This is a genomic window from Streptomyces sp. NPDC048718 (genome assembly GCF_043198875.1).
GTDB lineage: Bacteria > Actinomycetota > Actinomycetes > Streptomycetales > Streptomycetaceae > Streptomyces.
The window spans coordinates 47,334-67,043 of the sequence record NZ_JBICVG010000007.1; the positions used below are offsets into that span (position 1 = coordinate 47,334).

11 protein-coding genes are annotated in these 19,710 nt (G+C 70.7%); 7 read left to right on the forward strand and 4 right to left on the reverse strand.

Translation table 11 applies throughout. The annotated features are described in order from the left end of the window. The first annotated feature begins 70 nt into the window (after nucleotides 1-70). The 3 genes from ACGFRB_RS15005 to bla all read left to right on the forward strand — a co-directional run bounded on the left by ACGFRB_RS15005 (nucleotide 71) and on the right by bla (nucleotide 13,753). On the forward strand, nucleotides 71-11,308 hold the full coding sequence (locus ACGFRB_RS15005) for an amino acid adenylation domain-containing protein (RefSeq protein WP_393243199.1): 11,238 nt from the start codon (nucleotides 71-73) through the stop codon (nucleotides 11,306-11,308). An 82-nt stretch (nucleotides 11,309-11,390) separates the two neighbouring features. Then, a complete protein-coding gene (locus ACGFRB_RS15010) occupies nucleotides 11,391-12,386 on the forward strand; it encodes a 2OG-Fe(II) oxygenase family protein (RefSeq protein WP_363004368.1) in 996 nt (331 codons plus the stop codon). A 413-nt stretch (nucleotides 12,387-12,799) separates the two neighbouring features. Beyond that, the gene (bla, locus tag ACGFRB_RS15015; protein WP_393243201.1) at nucleotides 12,800-13,753 is read left to right on the forward strand and encodes a class A beta-lactamase; all 954 of its coding nucleotides are present in this window, start codon (nucleotides 12,800-12,802) and stop codon (nucleotides 13,751-13,753) included. Between the two features lie 88 nt (nucleotides 13,754-13,841). Here bla and ACGFRB_RS15020 read toward each other — a convergent pair whose 3' ends face one another. The 3 genes from ACGFRB_RS15020 to ACGFRB_RS15030 all read right to left on the reverse strand — a co-directional run bounded on the left by ACGFRB_RS15020 (nucleotide 13,842) and on the right by ACGFRB_RS15030 (nucleotide 15,555). Continuing rightward, a complete protein-coding gene (locus ACGFRB_RS15020) occupies nucleotides 13,842-14,570 on the reverse strand; it encodes a class I SAM-dependent DNA methyltransferase (protein ID WP_393243203.1) in 729 nt (242 codons plus the stop codon). Between the two features lie 74 nt (nucleotides 14,571-14,644). Then, nucleotides 14,645-15,085 carry a hypothetical protein gene (locus tag ACGFRB_RS15025; protein ID WP_393243205.1) on the reverse strand — a complete coding sequence of 147 codons (441 nt, stop codon included), beginning with the start codon at nucleotides 15,083-15,085 and terminating at the stop codon, nucleotides 14,645-14,647. After that, nucleotides 15,079-15,555: an ATP-binding protein gene (locus ACGFRB_RS15030; protein WP_393243207.1), complete on the reverse strand. Its 477-nt coding sequence runs from the start codon at nucleotides 15,553-15,555 to the stop codon at nucleotides 15,079-15,081. Before ACGFRB_RS15030 ends, ACGFRB_RS15025 begins: the two co-directional genes overlap by 7 nt. 258 nt (nucleotides 15,556-15,813) lie before the next feature. Between ACGFRB_RS15030 and ACGFRB_RS15035 the strand changes: the two genes are divergently transcribed. The 3 genes from ACGFRB_RS15035 (at nucleotide 15,814) to ACGFRB_RS15045 (ending at nucleotide 17,813) form a co-directional block, all read left to right on the forward strand. Then, on the forward strand, nucleotides 15,814-16,695 hold the full coding sequence (locus ACGFRB_RS15035) for a helix-turn-helix transcriptional regulator (RefSeq protein ID WP_363004378.1): 882 nt from the start codon (nucleotides 15,814-15,816) through the stop codon (nucleotides 16,693-16,695). After that, nucleotides 16,696-16,932: a DUF397 domain-containing protein gene (locus tag ACGFRB_RS15040; RefSeq protein ID WP_359875614.1), complete on the forward strand. Its 237-nt coding sequence runs from the start codon at nucleotides 16,696-16,698 to the stop codon at nucleotides 16,930-16,932. Between the two features lie 74 nt (nucleotides 16,933-17,006). Beyond that, entirely contained in the window at nucleotides 17,007-17,813 is an 807-nt protein-coding gene (locus ACGFRB_RS15045; RefSeq protein ID WP_363004380.1) for an SAM-dependent methyltransferase, read from the forward strand. Nucleotides 17,814-17,942: 129 nt separating this feature from the next. Here the strand turns inward: ACGFRB_RS15045 and ACGFRB_RS15050 are convergent, their stop codons facing one another. Further along, the gene (locus ACGFRB_RS15050) at nucleotides 17,943-19,283 is read right to left on the reverse strand and encodes a 6-phospho-beta-glucosidase (RefSeq protein ID WP_393243209.1); all 1,341 of its coding nucleotides are present in this window, start codon (nucleotides 19,281-19,283) and stop codon (nucleotides 17,943-17,945) included. Nucleotides 19,284-19,300: 17 nt separating this feature from the next. Here ACGFRB_RS15050 and ACGFRB_RS15055 point away from each other — a divergent pair, with 17 nt between their 5' ends. Then, on the forward strand, nucleotides 19,301-19,687 hold the full coding sequence (locus tag ACGFRB_RS15055) for a VOC family protein (protein WP_363004384.1): 387 nt from the start codon (nucleotides 19,301-19,303) through the stop codon (nucleotides 19,685-19,687). The last annotated feature ends 23 nt before the right edge of the window (nucleotides 19,688-19,710 follow it).

The window sequence follows — 19,710 nt, forward strand, 5'->3', positions numbered from 1 at the left end:
CCTTCGCGGCCCGCGGCGGACCTGCCCACCGCCGCGGGCCGCTCGATTCCGCACGACGGAGAGCCTACGAATGAAGTCAGCAGGAAACCTGACGGCCGGCACGGACTGGTCCGCCCGCGTCGCACGAGTGTCCAGCGAGCGCTGCGATCTCGAGATGCTCCTCAAGGACGAGTGGCGCAACAAGATCGCGGTGCGGGACGACGACCCCGCCGTACGAGCGACCAAACGGCAGGACCTGCGCGTGGACGGGCAGGACTACACCGCGCTCCGGAACGCGCTGCGCGAGGACGACGGAGCGCCTGTCGCGGCCTTCGCGCTGGCGGCGCTGCACGCCGTCATGCGCGCCTACGGCCACGGAAACCGGACGGTGGCCGCACTCGTCGACGCCACGGGAGCCACGGGAGCCACGGGAGCCACGGGAGCCACGGGAGCCGCCGATGCCGCCGACGTGCGGCGGGCGCCGGTGCTCCCGGTCATCGTCGACCATGTAGAGCAGGCCGGCCGCACGTGCCGCGAGGCCGTACGGGAACTGGGCGCCGAGGTGGGCCGGAAGGACGCGTACGTCGACGCGGAAGAGGTGCTGGGCCGCGGCCTGTTCGACGCCCTGCTCGTCCTCGCCGACCGGGACGTGGACCTGGCCGAGCTGCCCTCCTCCCCGCTCGTGGTCGTCGTCCGCGACATCGAGGCGGACGGATACCTGCGGTGGACGCTGGCCTACGCGGGAGAGCTCTTCGAGGACCGGACCATCGCCGGTGTCCTCGACGTGGTGCGCGAGGTCCTGGGCCAGTTCCTCCACCGGCCCGGGCAGCTCGTCGCCGACCTGGAGCTGGTGTCGGAGGACCAGCGGCGGCAGCTGGACGAGTGGAACGCCACCGACGGCGACTTCCCCAGGGGCAAGCGGCTCGACGACCTCTTCGAGGAGGCCGTGCGCAGGTCCCCGGTCCGGGAGGCCGTCGTCTTCGGCGACACCCGGCTGACCTACCGCGAGGTGGACGAGCGGGCCAACCGGTTCGCGCACTGGCTGCTGGGGCCGGAGCTGGGGGTGCGCCCGCAGCAGCTGGTCGGGATGTACCTGGACAAGAGCGACCTGGGGGTCGTGGCCGCTCTCGGGCTGTGGAAGGCCGGCGCGGCCTACGTACCGATCGACCCCGCCTACCCGGCCGAGCGGATCCGGTTCGTCGTCGGAGACACCGGGCTGGCCGGGATCGTCACCAACCGGCGCCACGCGGCCCGGCTCAGGGAGACGCTCGGGGCCGGGCACGCCGAGGTGCGGATCATCGAGATCGAGACGGTGCTCGTCGGGCTGGAGGCCGCGGGCGCCCCGGCGACGAAGCCCGTGCTGTCCGCGGGCAGCGGCGACCTCGCGTACGTGACCTACACCTCCGGCACCACGGGTGTGCCGAAGGGCGTCCCCAAGTTCCACGACAGCGTCGTGAACAGCATCACCGACCTGTCCGAGCGCTACGAGATGCGGCGGCCCGGCGAGGAGCGGGTCGCGCTCTACGCCTCCTACGTGTTCGAGCCGCATCTGCGGCAGACCCTGATCGCCCTCCTCAACTCCCAGACGCTGGTGATCGTCCCAGACGAGATCAGGCTGGACCCGGACCGCTTCCCCGCGTATCTGGAGCGGCACGGGGTGACGTATCTCAACGCCACCGGATCGGTGCTCCAGCACTTCGACCTGGGGCGATGTACGAGCCTGAAGAAGCTGCTGCTGGTCGGCGAGGAGCTGACCGCGGCGGGTCTGCGCCGGCTGCGCGAGAGATTCTCCGGCCGTGTCGTCAATGAATACGCCTTCACCGAGGCGGCGTTCGTCACCGCCGTCAAGGAATTCGCGCCGGGCGTCACGGAGCGCAAGGACCGCAGCATCGGCCGTCCGCTGCGGAACGTGAAGTGGTACGTGCTGAGCCAGAACCTCAAGCAGCTGCCCATCGGCGCCATCGGCGAGCTGTACATCGGCGGCTCCGGTATCGCGCCCGGCTACCTCAACCGCGAGAGCCTGACCGCCGAGCGGTTCACGTCGAATCCGTTCCAGTCGGAGCGGGAGAAGGCGTCCGGGGACAACGCGCGCCTGTACCGGACGGGCGACCTGGCCCGGGTCCTGCCGTCCGGCGAGGTCGAGTTCATGGGCCGCAGCGATTTCCAGCTCAAGCTGAACGGTGTCCGGGTGGAGCCCGGCGAGATCGAGGCGCAGGCCACCGAGTTCCCCGGGGTGCGCAAGTGCTCCGTGGTGGCCCGGGAAGGGGCCGGCGGCTCCGACGACCGCCACCTCGTCGGCTACTACACCACCGAGCCCTCGGCCGAGGTCACCGAGGAGGAGCTGCTGGAGTTCCTCGGACAGCGGCTCGTCCGGATCATGGTCCCGGCCCGGATGATCCGTATGGACACCATCCCGGTCAACGTCAACGGCAAGGTGGACTGGCGGGCACTGCCCGATGTGGACCTCGTCCGCCCCGCCGGTCCGGCACGGGCCGGGGGACCTGACTCACGCGGCGACCGCCCGGAGGGCCCGGCCGGCGGCGCGATCGAGGCGCTGCGGGACATCTGGAGCGAGGTCCTCGGCATACCGGCGGCCGGAATCGGCGACGGCGACGACTTCTTCCGGCTCGGCGGCCAGAGCATCTCCTGCATCCTGCTCATCGCCCGGGTACGGCAGCGGCTGGGCGCCTTCGTCACGGTGGAGGACGTGTTCGAGCACCGGACGCTGGGCGAGCTGGCCCGCCATCTGGACCGGCACCCCCGGCCGGATGCCGGGCAGGACCCCGAACAGGACCCGGACGGCGGGACGTTTTGCCGGCTGCGCGCCAACGGCCTCCAGCAGGGGCTGCTGTACCACGCCCTGCGGAGCAGGGGCGGCGACGACGCCTACGTCATGCAGTCGGTGCACCGCTACCGCTGTGCGCTGCGGCCCGAACTGATGCGTGAGGCGTGGGAGTTCGCGCAGCGCAAGTACCCCGCCCTGCGCGTGCGCTTCGAGTGGGCCGAGGAGCCGCTGCAGATCGTCGACGGCGAGGACCGGCCGGTCGACTGGCGGTTCGTCGACCTCGGCGACGTGGCGGACCCGGCCGAACAGGACGCGCGGATCAGGGAGATCCAGGAACGGGACCGGACGGAGCCGTACGACCCGGCCGAGGGCCGGATGTTCCGCGTCCACCTGATCCGGCAGAGCGACGAGCTGTTCTCCCTGATCTTCAGCTGCCACCACCTCGTCATGGACGGCTGGAGCCTGCCGGTCCTCCACGACGACGTGCACCGGGTGTACCTGCGTCTGCTCAAGGGCGAGGAGGTCGCACCGGAGACGGACCACGCGTACGTGGCGGCCCAGCGCTACTGGGAGGCGCACCGCGACGACGACGTCGAGCACTGGCTGCGCCAGGTCGAACGCATCGACGAGCGAGGCGACTTCGGCGGACTGCTCAAGGAGGAGCTCCGTCACCAGGTCGACCTCGGCGACTACAGCCATGTCCAGGAGCACCGGACGAGAAGGCTCGGCCTCGGTGCGGACCTGACGGCGCGGCTCAAGGCGGTGTGCGCCGACCGCTCCGTCACCCTGCACTCCGTACTGCAGTTCGTGTGGCACAAGGTGCTGTACGCCGTCGGCGGCGGGAACACCACGGTGGTCGGCACCATCGTCTCCGGACGCAACGTCCCGGTCGACGGCGTCGAGAACTCGGTGGGGCTGTTCATCAACACTCTGCCGCTCGTGGTGGACCACGACGAGCAGGCCGGCCGGAGCGTGGGCGCGGTGCTCGGCGACATCCAGGCCACCGTGAACACCATGAACAGCAAGAGCGTGGTGGAGCTGGGACGGCTGGAGACCGGCGGGATGAAGCGCCGGCTCTTCGACACGCTGCTGGTCCTGGAGAACTACCCTGAACTCCTCGACGAGGCAGGGGAGTACGACGAGTTCCTGAGGTTCGAGAAGGCGTACGACGCCGACAAGGTGGACTACCCCGTCGCCGTCGTCGCACGCGAGGAGGGCGACGAGTTCACGGTCACCCTGTGGTACGCGGGCGAGCTGTTCGAGGACGCCACCATCGACCATCTCCTGGACGTCGCGCGCACTCTGTTCGCCCAGGTCGCGGACGACATCGGCCGGCCGGTCGACGAGCTGGAGTACGTCTCGCCCGCCGTGGTCGAGCGCTTCGACGCGTGGAACCGTACCCGGGCCCCGTTCCCGGACGACCGGACGCTGGACGCCGTGTTCGAGGAGAAGGCGGCGGCCTGGCCCGACGAGATCGCCCTGGTCTACCGCGACCGCCGGCTGACCTACCGCGAGCTGGACGAGCGGGCCAATCGGCTCGCCCACCACCTGCGGAGCACGGCCGAGCTGCGGCCGGGCGACATGGTCGGCCTGGTGCTCGACAAGAACGAGCTGATGATCACGGCCATCCTCGCGGTGTGGAAGGCCGGTGCGGCCTATGTGCCGATCGACCCCGCCTACCCCGACGACCGGATCGCCTTCATGCTCCAGGACACCCGGTCCCGGATCGTGGTGACCAACGAGGCCCACGGTGAACGGCTGCGCGCCCTGTCGGCCGAGGACACCCGCCCGGTCCTGGACATCGAACGGCTGCCGCTGGACGGCCTGCCCACGCACCGGCCCGTCACCCCGGTCACCAGCACCGACCTGGCCTACGCCATCTACACCTCCGGCACCACCGGCCGGCCCAAGGCCGTCCTGGTCGAGCACCGGGGTGTGGTCAATCTGCAGCACTCCCTGGCGAAACTGTTCGCCCTGGACAAGAGTCAGGGCGACGAGGCCCTGCTGTCGTTCTCCAACTACGTGTTCGACCACTTCGTGGAGCAGATGACCGACGCGCTGCTCAACGGGCAGAAGCTCGTGGTGCTCGACGACAGCATGCGCACCGACCCCGAGCGCCTCTACCGGTACATGAACGACGAGCAGGTCACGTACCTCTCCGGCACCCCGTCGGTGCTGTCGCTGTACGACTACTCGACGGCGGCGTCCCTGACCCGGGTCGACGCGATCGGCGAGGACTTCACCGAGCCGGTGTTCGAGAAGATCCGAGGCACCTTCGGCGGCACCATCATCAACGGGTACGGCCCCACGGAAATCTCGATCACCAGCCACAAGCGGCCGTACGCGGTCGGCGAGCGCCGGGCCACCAAGAGCATCGGCCACCCGGTGGGCAACACCACGGCCTACGTCCTCGACAAGAGGATGCGGCGGGTCCCGATCGGCGGCATGGGCGAGCTGTACATCGGCGGTGACGGGGTCGCCCGCGGCTACCTCAACCGTGACGACCTCACGGCGGACCGCTTCGTGGACAACCCGTTCCAGACGCCCGAGGAGAAGGCGGCCGGGTACAACGCGCGCCTGTACAAGACGGGCGACCTGGTGCGGTGGCAGGCGAACGGGGAGCTGGAGTGCCTCGGCCGCACCGACCTCCAGGTCAAGATCCGCGGCCAGCGCGTCGAACTCGGCGAGATCGAGGCCGTCCTGTCGTCCTACCCCGGCGTGACCCGCTCGCTGGTCATCGCCCGGGAGCACCAGGGTGGCGGCTCCGCGGCGGCCCAGAAGTACCTCGTCGGTTTCTGCATCGCCGACCGGGACCTGGACGAGCAGGACGTCAAGGAGTGGATGCGGCGCAAGCTGCCCGAGGCCATCGTCCCCGCCCGCGTCCTGCGGATCACGGACATCCCGGTCACACCCAGCGGCAAACTGGACATCCGCCGCCTGCCGGAGACGGACTTCGCCGCGGGCGCCGGCGCCGAGTACGTGGCCCCCTCCAGCGACATCGAGATCAAACTGTGCGGCATCTGGTCGGTGGTGCTCGGGATCGCCCCGGACCGCATCTCCGTGCACGACGACTTCTTCGCCCTCGGCGGCGACAGCATCCGCGCCATGGCGCTCGCCCAGGCCATCACCACCGGCTTCGGCCGAGGTCTCGGCGTCGCGACCGTGCTCCAGCACACCACCCTCGGCACCCAGGCCCGGCACATCCGGGACACCGCCGAGCAGGCGGGCGGCACCGAGCCGGGCACCGAGTCCGCGGCCGGCCGCGCGGCGGCGGGAGACGGACGCACGCCCGTCTCCTTGGCGCAGGAACGCCTGCTGTTCATCGAGGAGTTCGAGGGCGGCACCGCCGCCTACAACATCCCGTTCGTCCTGCGGATCCCCGTCCAGGACGGGGACTTCGGGGAGACGGTCGTCGAGGCCCTGCGCACTCTGCTGCGCCGCCACGCCGCCCTGCGCACCCTGCTTCGCACGGACCAGGACGGAATCCGCACGCAGGTCGTCCTGTCCGAGGACGCCGCGCGGGATCTCTTCCGTCCGGGCGCGTACACGGTCGGCGACACCGCCGAGCTGGACAAGCGGCTCGTCCAGTGCGAGGGGCACGTCTTCCGTCTGGCCGAGGAACTCCCGCTGCGCGCCGACCTGTTCGAACTCGCCACCGACCCCGGCCACCTGTACCTGAGCCTCGTCCTGCATCACACCTGCTTCGACGGCTGGTCGTGGAACGTGTTCCGGCAGGAGCTGGCGGCCCTCCTGCGAGGCGTTCCCGAGGCCGACCTCGGCCTGATCCGCGGCAGTTACGCGGACTTCGCCGTGTGGCAGCGGCAGTACCTGGCCGGTTCGCGGCCGGAACTCACCGAGTTCTGGAGCCGGACGCTGGAGGGGTACGAGACGATCAGGCTGCCACTGGACCGTCCCCGCCCCGCCCGCTTCGACTACCGGGGCCGGGAGATCGAGTTCGCCCTCGACGACGAGACCGTGGAGGCCCTGCGAGCCCTTGCCCGGTCGGCGCGGGTCAGCCTGTACAGCGTGCTGCTGAGCGCCTGGTGTCTGACGCTGACGATGTACACCGGCCAGCGCGACTTCGTGGTGGGCACGCCCACCGCCCACCGGGGGCGTCCGGAGTTCGACCGCACGGTCGGCTTCTTCGCGAACCTGATCGCCCTGCGGGTGCGGACGGACGGCCACGCGTCGCTGGCGGACTACGTCCGCGCGGTCGGCCAGGACGTCGTCGCCGCTCAGGTCCACGGCGAGCTGCCGTTCGAACAGCTCGTCAAGGAACTCGACGTCGACAAGGACCCGAGCCGGCACCCCATCCTGCAGGTGAACTTCACCCTGCAGAACGTCACTGACCGGACCGGAGACGTTCAACTGCCCAGCGGAGCACCCGAGATGACCAGCTACAAGCCGGACGCCGGGGGATGGACGGCCACCAAGTTCGATCTGTCGGCCACCCTCACCGAGAGCCGGGACGGCGGCCTGGCGGGCAACCTGACCTACGCCGCCGCCCTGTTCGAGGACGCGAGCGCCGAGGGCTTCGTCGCGACCTTCAGTCACGTCCTGCGCGAGTTCGCCCGGCTCTCCCCGACCGGGGAGCAGGCCGGCCTGGCCGAGGTCACCGGCGTGGACGAGGCCGGCCGCGCGCGGCTGCTGGCCGCCGGCCCGCAGGCCGCCACGGCAGCCCCCGCCCGGACCCTGCACGCCGTGTTCGAGGAGATGGCCGCCGCCCACCCGGACCGGACCGCGGTGGTGTTCGGCGACCTGACCCTGACGTACCGGCAGCTCAACGAGCGCGCCAACCAGCTCGCCCACTATCTGCGCGCGGAGGTGTCGCTGCGGCCCGGCGATCTCGTCGGCCTGGTGCTCGACAAGAGCGACCTGACGATCACCGCGATCCTGGCGGTGTGGAAGGCCGGCGCGGCGTACCTGCCGATCGACCCGGACCACCCGGACGACCGGATCGCCTTCATGCTCCAGGACACGGGGGCGCGGCTCCTGGTGACAGAGCACGGCCACGCCGCCCGGCTGGGCGGACTGTCCGCCTCGGCCCGGCTGCCGCTGGTGGAGGCCGACCGGCTGCCCATGGGCTACCGCTCCACCGAGAACCCCGCCTCGGCCGCCTCGGCCACCGATCCGGCCTACGCCATCTACACCTCCGGCACGACCGGCCGGCCCAAGGCGGTCCTGGTGCCGCACGGCGCCGTGGACAGCTTCCGTGGACAGCTCGCCGGACGCTACTTCGGTGGACCCGACACCACGCGAGAGGGCGTGCTGTTCCTCGCCAACTACGTCTTCGACTTCTCCGTCGAACAGCTGGCGCTGTCCCTCCTCGGCGGCCACACCCTGATCGTCCCCCCGTCGGCGCCCGCCGCCGACGAGGGCTTCCACGACTACGCCAACCGCGCCGGCCTGACGTACATCAGCGGCACCCCCACCCAGATCGCCCAGCTGGACCTCTCACGCCTCACGGACCTGCGGGCCGTGCTGGTCGCCGGCGAGGCGTTCCACGAGCGCCACTTCGACAAGATCCGCGCGGAGTTCTCCGGCCCGATCTTCAACGCGTACGGCACCACGGAGACCGCCGTCTACAACACCGTCCAGCGCTTCGAACCCGGGGACCCCTACGAGAACGTCCTCGGACGGCCGCTGGACAACACCCGGCTCCACGTGCTCGGCGACTGCCTGCGGCTGCTGCCCCCGGGCGCGGTGGGCGAGCTGTACCTGTCCGGCGAGTGCGTCACGGACGGCTATCTGAACCGGCCCGAGCTGACCCGGGAACGCTTCCTGCCCAACCCGTTCCAGACCGACGACGAGCGCCGCGCCGGGCGCCACGGGGTCCTGTACCGCACCGGCGACCTCGTCCACCGCACGCGCGACGGCGAGCTCCGCTACGTCGGGCGCGACGACGCCCAGGTCAAGATCCACGGCCTGCGCATCGAACTCGGCGAGGTCGAGGCGGCCCTCGCCGCCTGCCCGTACGTACGGGAGTGCGTGGTCGTCGCCACCGGGGACGAGCGCTCACCGGACGGCAAGCGGCTCGTCGGCTACTACACGGCGGACCCGGACGCGCCGGTGGACGAGGACGCGATGTACGCCGCGCTGCGTGCCAGGCTGATGTCCGGCATGGTGCCCGCCACGCTGGTGCGCCTGGACGGGCTGCCGACGACCGTCAACGGCAAACTGGACGTCAAGGCGCTGCCCGCCGTGGACTTCGCGGCCCGGCGCGCCGTCCACGCGCCGCCGCGCAGCCGCGTCGAGGCCCGGCTGTGCCGGCTGTGGAGCGCGCAACTGCCGGGCGGGACGGTCGGGATCGACGACGACTTCTTCCGCTCGGGCGGCGACAGCATCAGCGCCCTGCATCTGGCGAGCCAAGTGCAGCGGGAGACCGGCCGCAGGATCAGCGTCAAGCACATCTTCGACTTCCCCACGGTCCGCCGGCTCGTCGACAACGTCCTGTCCAAGGCACAGGACGAACTCGACGCGCGGGAAGACGAGTCGGTGAAGCCGGAGCAGGGACGGCTGAGCGGCGACTGTCCGCTGCTGCCCATCCAGGAGTGGTTCTTCGCCAAACCGCTCGCCGAACAGGGCCACTGGAACCACAACTTCGCCATCCGGACACCCGAACTCGACGTGCCGAGGCTGCGCGAGGCGCTGGCGCGGCTGGTCGACCAGCACGACGTGTTCCGACTGCGCTACAGCGGCCTGGACGGCACGGCGGAGAAGGTCACCCAGACGTACGCCGGGGGACAGGACGACCTCGCCCTCGACGAACTCGACGTCAGGGGCCTGGCCGACGAGGAGATCCGCGACCGGCTCGACCAGTGGCAGAGCGGCTTCGACCTGACCGGCGGACCGATCGCCTGCGCCGCCTATCTGCACGGGTACGAGGACGGCAGCGCACGGGTCTGGTTCGCCCTGCACCACCTGATCGTCGACTCCGTCAGCTGGCACATCCTCGCCCAGGACCTGGAGATCCTCTACCACGGCGGGGAAATCGAGGAGAAGACGAGCAGCTATCGGCAGTGGGGCGAGGCGCTCGGGCGCTACGTCCCCGAGGAGCACGAGACACGGCTGTGGGAAGAGGTCCGAAGCGGCCTCGCGGAGGCTGCCGCAGACCTGTCCGCGGCCGAGGGCGCGGACACGCTCCACGAGGAGTTCGCGCTGAGCGAGGCGGACACCGGGATCCTGCTCACCGAGGGGTGCTGGGCGTACGACACCACCCTGCACGAGCTGTTGCTGACGGCGACCGGACTGGCACTCGCGTCGGTGACCGGGCGGGCCGTCAACCACGTCACGGTCGAGGGCCACGGCCGCGAGAGGTTCGCCGGGGCACCCGACGTACGCGACACGGTCGGCTGGTTCACCACGATGTACCCGCTCGGCCTGCGGACGGACCCGGAGGACCTCGGGAGCAGCGTGCTCGCCGCCAAGGAGGCGTCCCGCGGGGTGCCGCACCACGGCATCGGCTACGGGGCCCTGTTCGGCCGCTACGGCGGCGAGCGCGCGCCGCTCGCCCCGGTCAGCTTCAACTACCTCGGCCGGTTCGCCGGCGGGGGAGAGGGGACGGCGGACACTCCGGCGGACTGGCGGCTCGACTCCGCCATGTCGGGGAGCCGCATCTCCGCACACAACCGGGGCGCGGACCAGTTCGCCGTCGACGTGACCATGCGCTGCGTCGGGGACCGGCTCGTCACCGCCGTCGACAGCCGGCTCGACCCGGCCACCACCCGCCGTCTGACCGGCGAACTGCGCACCTGGCTGGAGCGGTTGGCCGCGCACACGGCGGGCGTGGCCCGCAGCGGCGCGGGCCGGGCCCGGTCCGGCCGGCCGGCGGTTATCAATGCCGACGACTTCGAGCCGTACATCCTCGTCAACGAGGAGCACGCCGAGCGCACCCTGTTCGTCCTCCCGCCCGGCGAGGGAGGGGCCGAAAGCTATCTGAGCAACATCGCCCAACGGCTGCCCGGATACCGGCTCGTGGTGTTCAACAACGTGCACCTGCACACGCCCATGGAGTCCTTCGAAGCCGTCGCCGACTACTACCTCGGCCACATCCGGGAGTTGCAGCCGACCGGGCCCTACAGCCTCCTCGGCTGGAGCTTCGGCGGGATCGTGGCCCTGGAGGCGTCGATGCGGCTGGCCCGCGAGGGGGAGAACATCGACAACCTGTTCGTCATCGACTCCTACTTCAACATGCGGCACGCCACCGAACGCATCGGGCTCCCCGGGGTCGAGGACCTCCTCGACCCCATCAACTACCACTACACGCCCGAGCGGGAGGACCTCGACCGGCTGACGGCCCGGCTCGGACGGCTGACCATGTTCAAGGCGGAGAAGCCGAACGAGATCGTCCGGGACGAACAGCAGCACCGGCTCTTCGAGTTCTACCGCCACACGCCCTACAACGCCCTGGACACCCTCGTGCCCGCCGAGTCGATCGACGTCCACCCGCTCTCCGGCGAGACCCATCACTCCTGGGTCCGCAACGAGCGTCTGGTCACCGAGATGTGCCGGCGCATCTCGGCTGCGCTGGCGGACGCATGGTGAGCCGCGACCCCGCGGCCACCCGCAAGACACCGCACGCCATGTCCAGGCGCCCACGCCTGGCGCACACTCCACGGAGGATGCCATGCCTGTCCTGATGCCGTCGGCCGACGTGCCGACCATCGACATCTCCCCCCTGTTCGGGGCCGACCCGGACGCCAAGGCGCACGTCGCCCGGCAGATCAACGAGGCCTGCCGCGGTTCGGGCTTCTTCTACGCCTCCCACCACGGCATCGACGTGCGGCGGCTGCAGGACGTGGTCAACGAGTTCCACCGGACCATGACCGACCAGGAGAAGCACGACCTGGCGATCCACGCGTACAACGAGAACAACTCGCATGTGCGCAACGGCTATTACATGGCCCGCCCGGGCCGGAAGACCGTCGAGTCCTGGTGCTATCTGAACCCGTCGTTCAGTGAGGACCACCCGATGATCAAGGCCGGGACGCCGATGCACGAGGTGAACATCTGGCCGGACGAGGAACGCCATCCGGGCTTCCGGTCCTTCGGCGAGCAGTACTACCGCGAGGTGTTCCGGCTCTCCAAGGTGCTGCTGCGGGGCTTCGCGCTGGCGCTCGGCAAGCCGGAGGAGTTCTTCGAGGACGAGGTCACCGAGGAGGACACCCTCTCCGCAGTCTCGATGATCCGGTACCCGTACCTGGACCCGTACCCGGAAGCGGCGATCAAGACGGGCCCGGACGGCACCAGGCTCAGCTTCGAGGACCACCTCGACGTGTCGATGATCACCGTCCTGTTCCAGACCGAGGTGCAGAACCTCCAGGTCGAGACGGTGGACGGGTGGCAGAGCCTGCCGACGTCCGGGGAGAACTTCCTGATCAACTGCGGTACCTACCTCGGGTACCTCACGAACGACTACTTCCCGGCCCCCAACCACCGGGTGAAGTACGTCAACGCGGAACGCCTGTCCCTGCCGTTCTTCCTGCACGCCGGGCAGAACAGCGTGATGGAGCCGTTCCACCCGGAGGACACCGGCGACCGGAAGCTCAACCCGGCCGTCACGTACGGGGAGTACCTGCAAGAGGGCTTCCACGCGCTGATCGCGAAGAACGGTCAGACCTGAGCCTTCCTCAAAAGATGAGCTGATGAAGGGGCTTGCCGGGCCCAGCGTGGTGCCCGGCGGTTCCTCGCCCACCGTGACCGGTCCGATCGATCGGGCCGTGAGCGGCGCGTACGGACGCCCGGCCGGGGACCCCGGCCGGGCGTCCGTACGTGCGGCGGGTGCGCCGGAGCCCGGGCGGCCGGTCCGCCGGTGCGAACGAAGACGCTGCGGCGCCGATGGGCGCATGCCGCGCTCTCGCCGGATCCGTGCCCGCGTCCCTCGCCAACGAGGCCGCGTATCAGCGGGTTTGACCATGAAGGCGCCCGGCCGCAAGGATGAGTCGGAGCGCGATCACGCTCCGCGACGGAGCCTGGTCGTTCCCTCAGCTGTGCGTCCCCCGCCCCGCGCGCGGGAGTGATCCGGAGGCTTGGACCATGCAGTTCGCCCGCGCGCGACACACCGTTCTCGGCGCACTCGCCGTGCTCACCCTCCTTCCGCTGACGGCCTGCGGCGAGGCGAAGCCATCGGCCGAGGCCCCGCCGGCCCTCTTGTCCCCCTCGGCTTCGTCCCCCTCGTCCGGAGCGACGAAGCCCGCCCCGGACGTGAAGGCCACCGACCGCCGATTCGCCACCCTGGAGCGCGAGTTCGACGCGCGGCTCGGTGTCTACGCCGTCGACACCGGAACCGGGAGGGAGATCACCCACAACGCCGACGAGCGGTTCGCCTACGCCTCCACCTTCAAAGCGCTGGTCGTCGGCGCCGTGCTGCGCGAGTACTCCCTGGGCGGATTGGACCGGAAGGTCGGCTACTCCGCCGGCGATCTGGTCCCCCACTCTCCGGTGACCCAGGAGCACGCGGGTACGGGGCTGAGTCTGCGCGAGCTGTGCGACGCCGCCATACGGCTCGGCGACAACACCGCGGCCAATCTGCTGGTCGGTGAACTCGGGGGCCCGAAGGCCCTGAACGCCGCTCTCAAGAAGGTCGGCGACGACACCACCCGGGTGGAGCGCCTGGAGCCGGACCTCAACCAGTGGTCCCCGGGCGCCACTCGGGACACAAGCACGCCGCGGAGGCTGGCCGAGGATCTGCGCGGGTTCGCCCTGGGAGACCTGCTCGGCGAGGGCGAGCGCACCCAGCTCGCCGCGTGGCTGCGGGCCGGCACCACCGGCACCGGACTCATCAGGGCCGGGATGCCCAAGGGCTGGGTGGTCGGCGACCGCAGCGGAGCCGGACTCACCTACGGCACCCGCAACGACATCGCCGTGGTGTGGCCCCCCGGCGGCGCGCCCGTTGTGATGGCGATCCTGTCGCACCGGCGGACGGACACCGGCTACGACGACCGGCTGATCGCGAAGGCGGCGTCCGTGGTCGCGGACGAACTGTCCTGACCCTGGGGGGACCAGGCCGGGCGATCCCGGCCGGGCCGCCCGGCCCGGAGCCGCTCGTGCCTCCGTAGGCATCCCGATCCCGTGACGCCTACGGAGTCTCGGCCCGCCCGCTCTTTCGGGCCACCACCAGCCGGCAGCGTGGGCCGCCGTCCGACCGGGTGCCCAGCGACCGGATGGGCAGCAGTTCCACGGTGAATCCCGTGTCCGCGAGGCGGCGGCGTACGTCGGCCAGCCGGAAGGTGCGGTAGTACATCACGAAGGGTGGGCGCCACACGAGGTTGCGCGCACGCATCGCCGCGTCGAAGCCCCAGAGCGTCCAGTACGGGGCCGAGCCCACGCGCGGCGGGGCCGGCAACGGGAAGGCGAAGGTGCCGCCCGGGCGCAGGGAGGCGTGGACCCCGGCGAACAGGGTGCGCTGCGCGGCGGGCACGAAGTGGCCGAAGGCGCCGAAGCTGACCGCCAGGTCGAAGACCGGGGCGAAGGGGAGGGCCAGGGCGTCGGCGCGAACGAGGGGCGCGGCCGGGTGGGCGCGCCGGGCCTCGGCGAGCATGCCCGCGCTGAAGTCGACCCCGACGGTCCGGCCCGCGCACACCGCGCGCAGCACCGTGAGCCCGGCGCCGGTCCCGCAGCAGACATCGAGGCCGGAGTCGAACGGGCCGAGCGGCTCCAGGGTCTCCGCGACCGCGTCGAGTACCGGGTCCGGAGTCCGGAACGGGGTGGCGTCGAACGTGGTCGCGAGCAGGTCGTAGCCGTGCTCGACGGAGGACAGGGCCTGCCGTACCAGCGCGGGGAACGAGGGGCCCTCGGGGGAGAACATGCCCCGACCCTACGACTCGGTGGCGGCCTTCGGGGCCGTACCGCCCGGACCGCTGTCTCGGGGGCGGCGGCCGGTCACAGGGTGCTGCGGACGTGTGACGGCCTGCTCCACGACGGTGCGATGCCGGTCAGCTGGCAGATCAGCAGGTAGAGGGGGATCGGCGGGGTGTAGAGGGAGCCGCCGTCGGGGTGGTGGATCAGTCGCGGTCCGCGATCCGGGACCGTGGCGCCGTCCGCGTAGCAGGCGGGCATCGGCCAGAGCAGGTCGAGGTCCGATCCGGCCGGGACCAGCCACCACCACCAATCGCTGTCCGCGTAGACACAGCCCTTGGCGGGCAGCCGGGACAGGATCCGGAAGCCGTGCCGGGCGGGGACGCCCACCGCGTCACAGCCGAGAGTGGCGGGCAGGCCCGCCGGGAGGGTCAGCGGGGTGACGCCGACCGGCGCGGGGAGGGTGGGGCGTTCGGGGCTCTTGCGGTAGCGCGGGATCAGCAGGGTCGCGGCGGACCTCAGCACGGCTCCGCCATACCGTGCGCCAGCTCCGCCCAGACGACCTGCGCCGTGCCGTGGCCGGTGCGGTCCGCACCCCAGGCCGAGCACAGGGCGTCGACGAGGATCAGGCCACGGCCGCGTTCCTCCGCTCCGCAGTCGCGTATCCGGGGCCCGGCGGGGCCGCCCTCGTCGCGTACGGATATCCGCAGCCGTTCGTCTCCTTCGCGCAGCTCGCACACGACGCGGGCGCTCGCGGTGTGGACGACGGCGTTGGTGACCAGCTCGGAGACGACGAGGGTGACGGTGTCGCGGGCGTCGGAGCCGCAGCCCCAGAGGATCAGCCGCTCCTCGGCGAGCCGGCGGGCCCGGGCGACCGATTCGGTGCGGGCGGGCAGCTCGAAGGTGAAGCGGCGTTCGTCGACGCGCGCGGCGGCGGCCGGAGCGGCGGCGGGCGAAGCGGTGGACAAGGCGTCGGGCCGAGGGCGCTGAGGCATGACGCGGGGGCTCATGAGACTTGAGGAGTGCGCGTTACCAGATGCCACGACCGGATCCTCACAACTGTGGGCAGGAGAGCGGTACGCACGCCTTCATGACGAGGTGCACGTCGGCGTGTGTACTGGTTCACCGGAATACTGTGCTCCTGACTCGGACACTTGGCAAGTGGCACTCTGAAAATTGCAGAGTGTGGTGTTCTCCTCTGAGAGTGTCCATGGCACACTCGACCAAAACAGCGCGTCGGGGAGGTCTTCAGAGTGAGCGAGCCGCGGTCCGCCCCCACGGTGGGACAGGTCGTCCTCGGCAGACGCCTGCAGGACCTGCGCGAGCGCGCGGGCCTCAAGCGCGAGGAAGCCGCCAAGATCCTGCGTGTCGCCCCGGCGACGGTCCGGCGCATGGAGACCGCCGAGGTCGCGCTGAAGATCCCGTACGTTCAGATGCTCCTGAAGTCCTACGGGGTCGCCGACTCCGAGACGGAGGGCTTCGTCGCCCTCGCGGAGGAGGCCAACCTCCCCGGCTGGTGGCAGCGGTTCCACGACGTGCTGCCCGGCTGGTTCTCGATGTACGTCAGTCTGGAAGGCGCGGCCAGCCTCATCCGCGCCTACGAACCCCAGTTCGTCCCCGGCCTGCTGCAGACCCCGGACTACGCCCGGGCCATTTTGCGCAGCGGCGCCCTCGGCGGCAGGAACGCCGACAGCGCCGAGAACGCCGAGGAGACCGAGCGCCATGTGGCCCTCCGGATGGAGCGTCAGTCCCTCCTGACCAGGGAGGACGCACCCAAATTCTGGGTGATCATGGACGAGACGGTCTTCCGCCGGCCGGTCGGTGACGGACCCGAGGTGATGCGCGCCCAGCTCGACCACCTCCTGGAAGCGACGGAACTGCCGAACGTCACTCTGCAGATCGCGGAGTTCTCGTCCGGGCACCACCCCGGCACCTACGGCCCCTTCGTCCTCTTCCGCTTCGCCATGCCCGAACTCCCGGACATGGTCTACAGCGAGTACCTGACCGGCGCCGTCTATCTCGACGGACGCCCCGAGGTGGCCTCCCACCTCGAGGTCATGGACCGCATGGCGGCTTCGGCCGCGACTGCACAACGCACGAAGGAGATCCTCCGGGATCTCCGCAAGGAGCTGTGAATGGACCGCGTCTACAACGGCATGCCCGCCGCCGACCTCGGTGCCGAGGGCTGGCACAAGCCGTGGAGCGGCGGAAACGGCGGCAACTGCGTCGAGGCCATGAAGCTGGCCGACGGCAGGATCGCCATGCGCCAGTCCGCGGACCCCGAGGGTCCCGCGCTCATCTATACGCACCGCGAGATCGCCGCGTTCATCCAAGGGGCGAAATCCGGCCAGGCTGACTTCCTGCTCACTTGAGCCCTTTCGCGTGACCCCTCCCATCGCGTAACTCTTGCACCACGCGTCACCATTCGTCCCGCCGAGGAGAACCGATGAGCCCGGACCCCGCATCCATCCGGATCGACACCAGCAAGCCGCACCCCGCCCGGATGTACGACTGGTTCCTGGGAGGCAAGGACAACTATCCCGTCGACGAGGAGATGGCCCGCCAGCTCCTCAAGCTCGACGCGCGAGGCCGGGACATGGCCCGCACCAACCGCGCCTTCATGCACCGCGCCACCCGGTGGCTCAGCGCCCAGGGCGTGCGCCAGTACCTGGACATCGGCACCGGCATCCCGACCGAGCCCAACCTGCACCAGATAGCGCAGCAGGCCGCGCCGGAGTCGCGGGTCGTCTACTGCGACAACGACCCCATCGTGCTCGCCCACGCGGCCGCCCTGCTGCGGTCGACCCCCGAGGGCGCCACCGACTACATCCAGGTCGACGCCCGGGACCCCGAGCTGATCCTGGAAGAGGCCGGAAAGATCCTTGACTTCGACAAGCCGATCGCGCTGTCGCTGCTGGCTCTTCTCCACTTCATCGGTGACGAGGACGGCGCCGCCGACCTCGTGGACAAGCTGGTCGGCAAGCTCGCGCCCGGCAGCTACCTCGTCCTGTCCCATGTCACCGGGGACTTCGACCCGGAGGGCTCGGCGAAGGCCGTCGCCATGTACAAGGAGCGCGGTCTGACCCTGCGGCCCCGCTCGCAGAGCGAGGTGGAGACCTTCTTCCGCGACCTCGAACTGGTCGAGCCGGGCGTCTCGCTCGTCGCCGAGTGGCACCCGGAGCTGGGCGAGCCCATCCCGGTCCAGGGCGACAGCCCGATCCCGGGCTGGGCGGGCGTCGGCCGCGTCGGCTAGGAACTCCCGTACGAAGAAGGGGACTCGGGATCCGGAACCGCCCGGATCCCTCTCCCCCGGTACACGACCGAGCGGCCCGTCACCCCCTCCGCGGGATGGCGGGCCGCTCGGTCGTATGCCCGGGAACTGTCAGCGCAGGTAGGAGAGTCCCGCGAACTCGTCCATGTAGTTGTCCAGCAGCCGCCGGGCCACCCCCACCGAGTCGACCAGCGGATGCAGCGCGAACGCCTTGACCGCGGCCGCCCGCGAGCACGACTCCGCCGCGGCCATCGCCTCCCGCTCCACCGCCTTCACCGAGGTCACCAGACCCACCGCGTGACCCGGCAGCGGGTCCACGGACACCGGATGGGCGCCGGACGCGTCCACGAGGCACGGCACCTCGATGACCGCGTCCGCGTCGAGCACCGAAAGGGTCTGCCGGTTACGGACGTTGAGGATCAGCGTGGTCCGCTCGTTGCGCGCGATCGCCCGCATCAGGGAGAGCGCGACCTGCTCGTAGCCGCCCGACTCCAGATCCTCCTCGTACCGGTCGCCGAGGCCGGCCGCCTCCCGGTTGTGCGCCATGTAGGTCGCCTCGCGGTCGGCGAGGGTCCGCTGCCAGGTCGCCAGGGCAGGGGTGTCCGACTTCTCCATCTCCCGGTAGAAACCCTCCTGTTGTTCCAGGAGGTAGGCGCCCCGGGTGCGCTTCGCCTCGCTGTAGGCGCGGACCGTCTCGCGGTTGAAGTAGTAGTAGTGCAGGTACTCGTTGGGGATCGCGCCCAGCGAACGCAGCCACTCGAGGCCGAACAGCCGGCCCTCCTCGAAGGAGCCGAGCAGCGTGTCGTACTCGAAGAGCCGGGGGAGGATGTCCTTCCCGCCGACCTTCACCCCGCGCAGCCAGCCGAGGTGGTTGAGGCCCACGTAGTCGAGCCACACCTTGCGCGGATCGACGTTGAGCGCCCGTGCCACCCGGCGGCCGAGCCCCACCGGGGAGTCGCAGATGCCGATCACCCGGTCGCCGAGGATCCGCGACATGGCCTCGGTGACCATGCCCGCCGGGTTGGTGAAGTTGATGACCCAGGCGTCCGGGGCGAGATCGGCGATCTGCTGGGCGATCCGCGTCACCACGGGCAGCGTCCGCAGTCCGTACGCGAGACCGCCGGCGCCCACTGTCTCCTGGCCCAGCACCCCCTCGTCGAGCGCGATCCGCTCGTCGGCCGCGCGCCCGTGAAGACCGCCCACCCGGATCGCCGAGAAGATGAAGTCCGCTTCGTACACGGCCTCGTCGAGGTCCGTGGTCACGCGCACCACCGGCGCGTCCGGCACCCCCCTGGCCAGCTCGGCCAGCACCCGGGAGATGGCCGACAGGCGTCTCTCGTCCAGGTCGAACAGGGTGACATGGGTGATCCGTCCCTCGGCGTGATCGCCGAGCAGGGCGCCGTACACGAGCGGCACCCGGAATCCGCCGCCTCCGAGAATCGTCAGTCTCATGCCCGTACGCTACTGAAATGCACGTCCTCAGTAGCAGGATTCTGCTTTGTCCGACCGATCCGGAGCGATCGCGCCGCTTCTACGGTGACACGCTCGGCCTCGCCGTGTACCGCGAGTTCGGGACGGGGCCGGACCGCGGCACCGTCTACTTCCTCGGCGGCGGCTTCCTCGAACTCTCCGGCCGGGCCACCGCGCCGCCCACCCCGCCCGGGCCGCGCCTCTGGCTCCAGGTCGCCGATGTGCGGGCCGCACGCGAGGAGTTGCGGGGCAAAGACGTCCAAGTGGTGCGTGAACCGGTCACCGAGCCCTGGGGCCTGATCGAGATGTGGCTCGCGGACCCGGACGGCATCCCCATCGCGGTGGTGGAGGTCCCGGACCAACACCCGCTGCGCTACCGGCCGTAGGGCCGTCTGCTGGATCAGGCCCC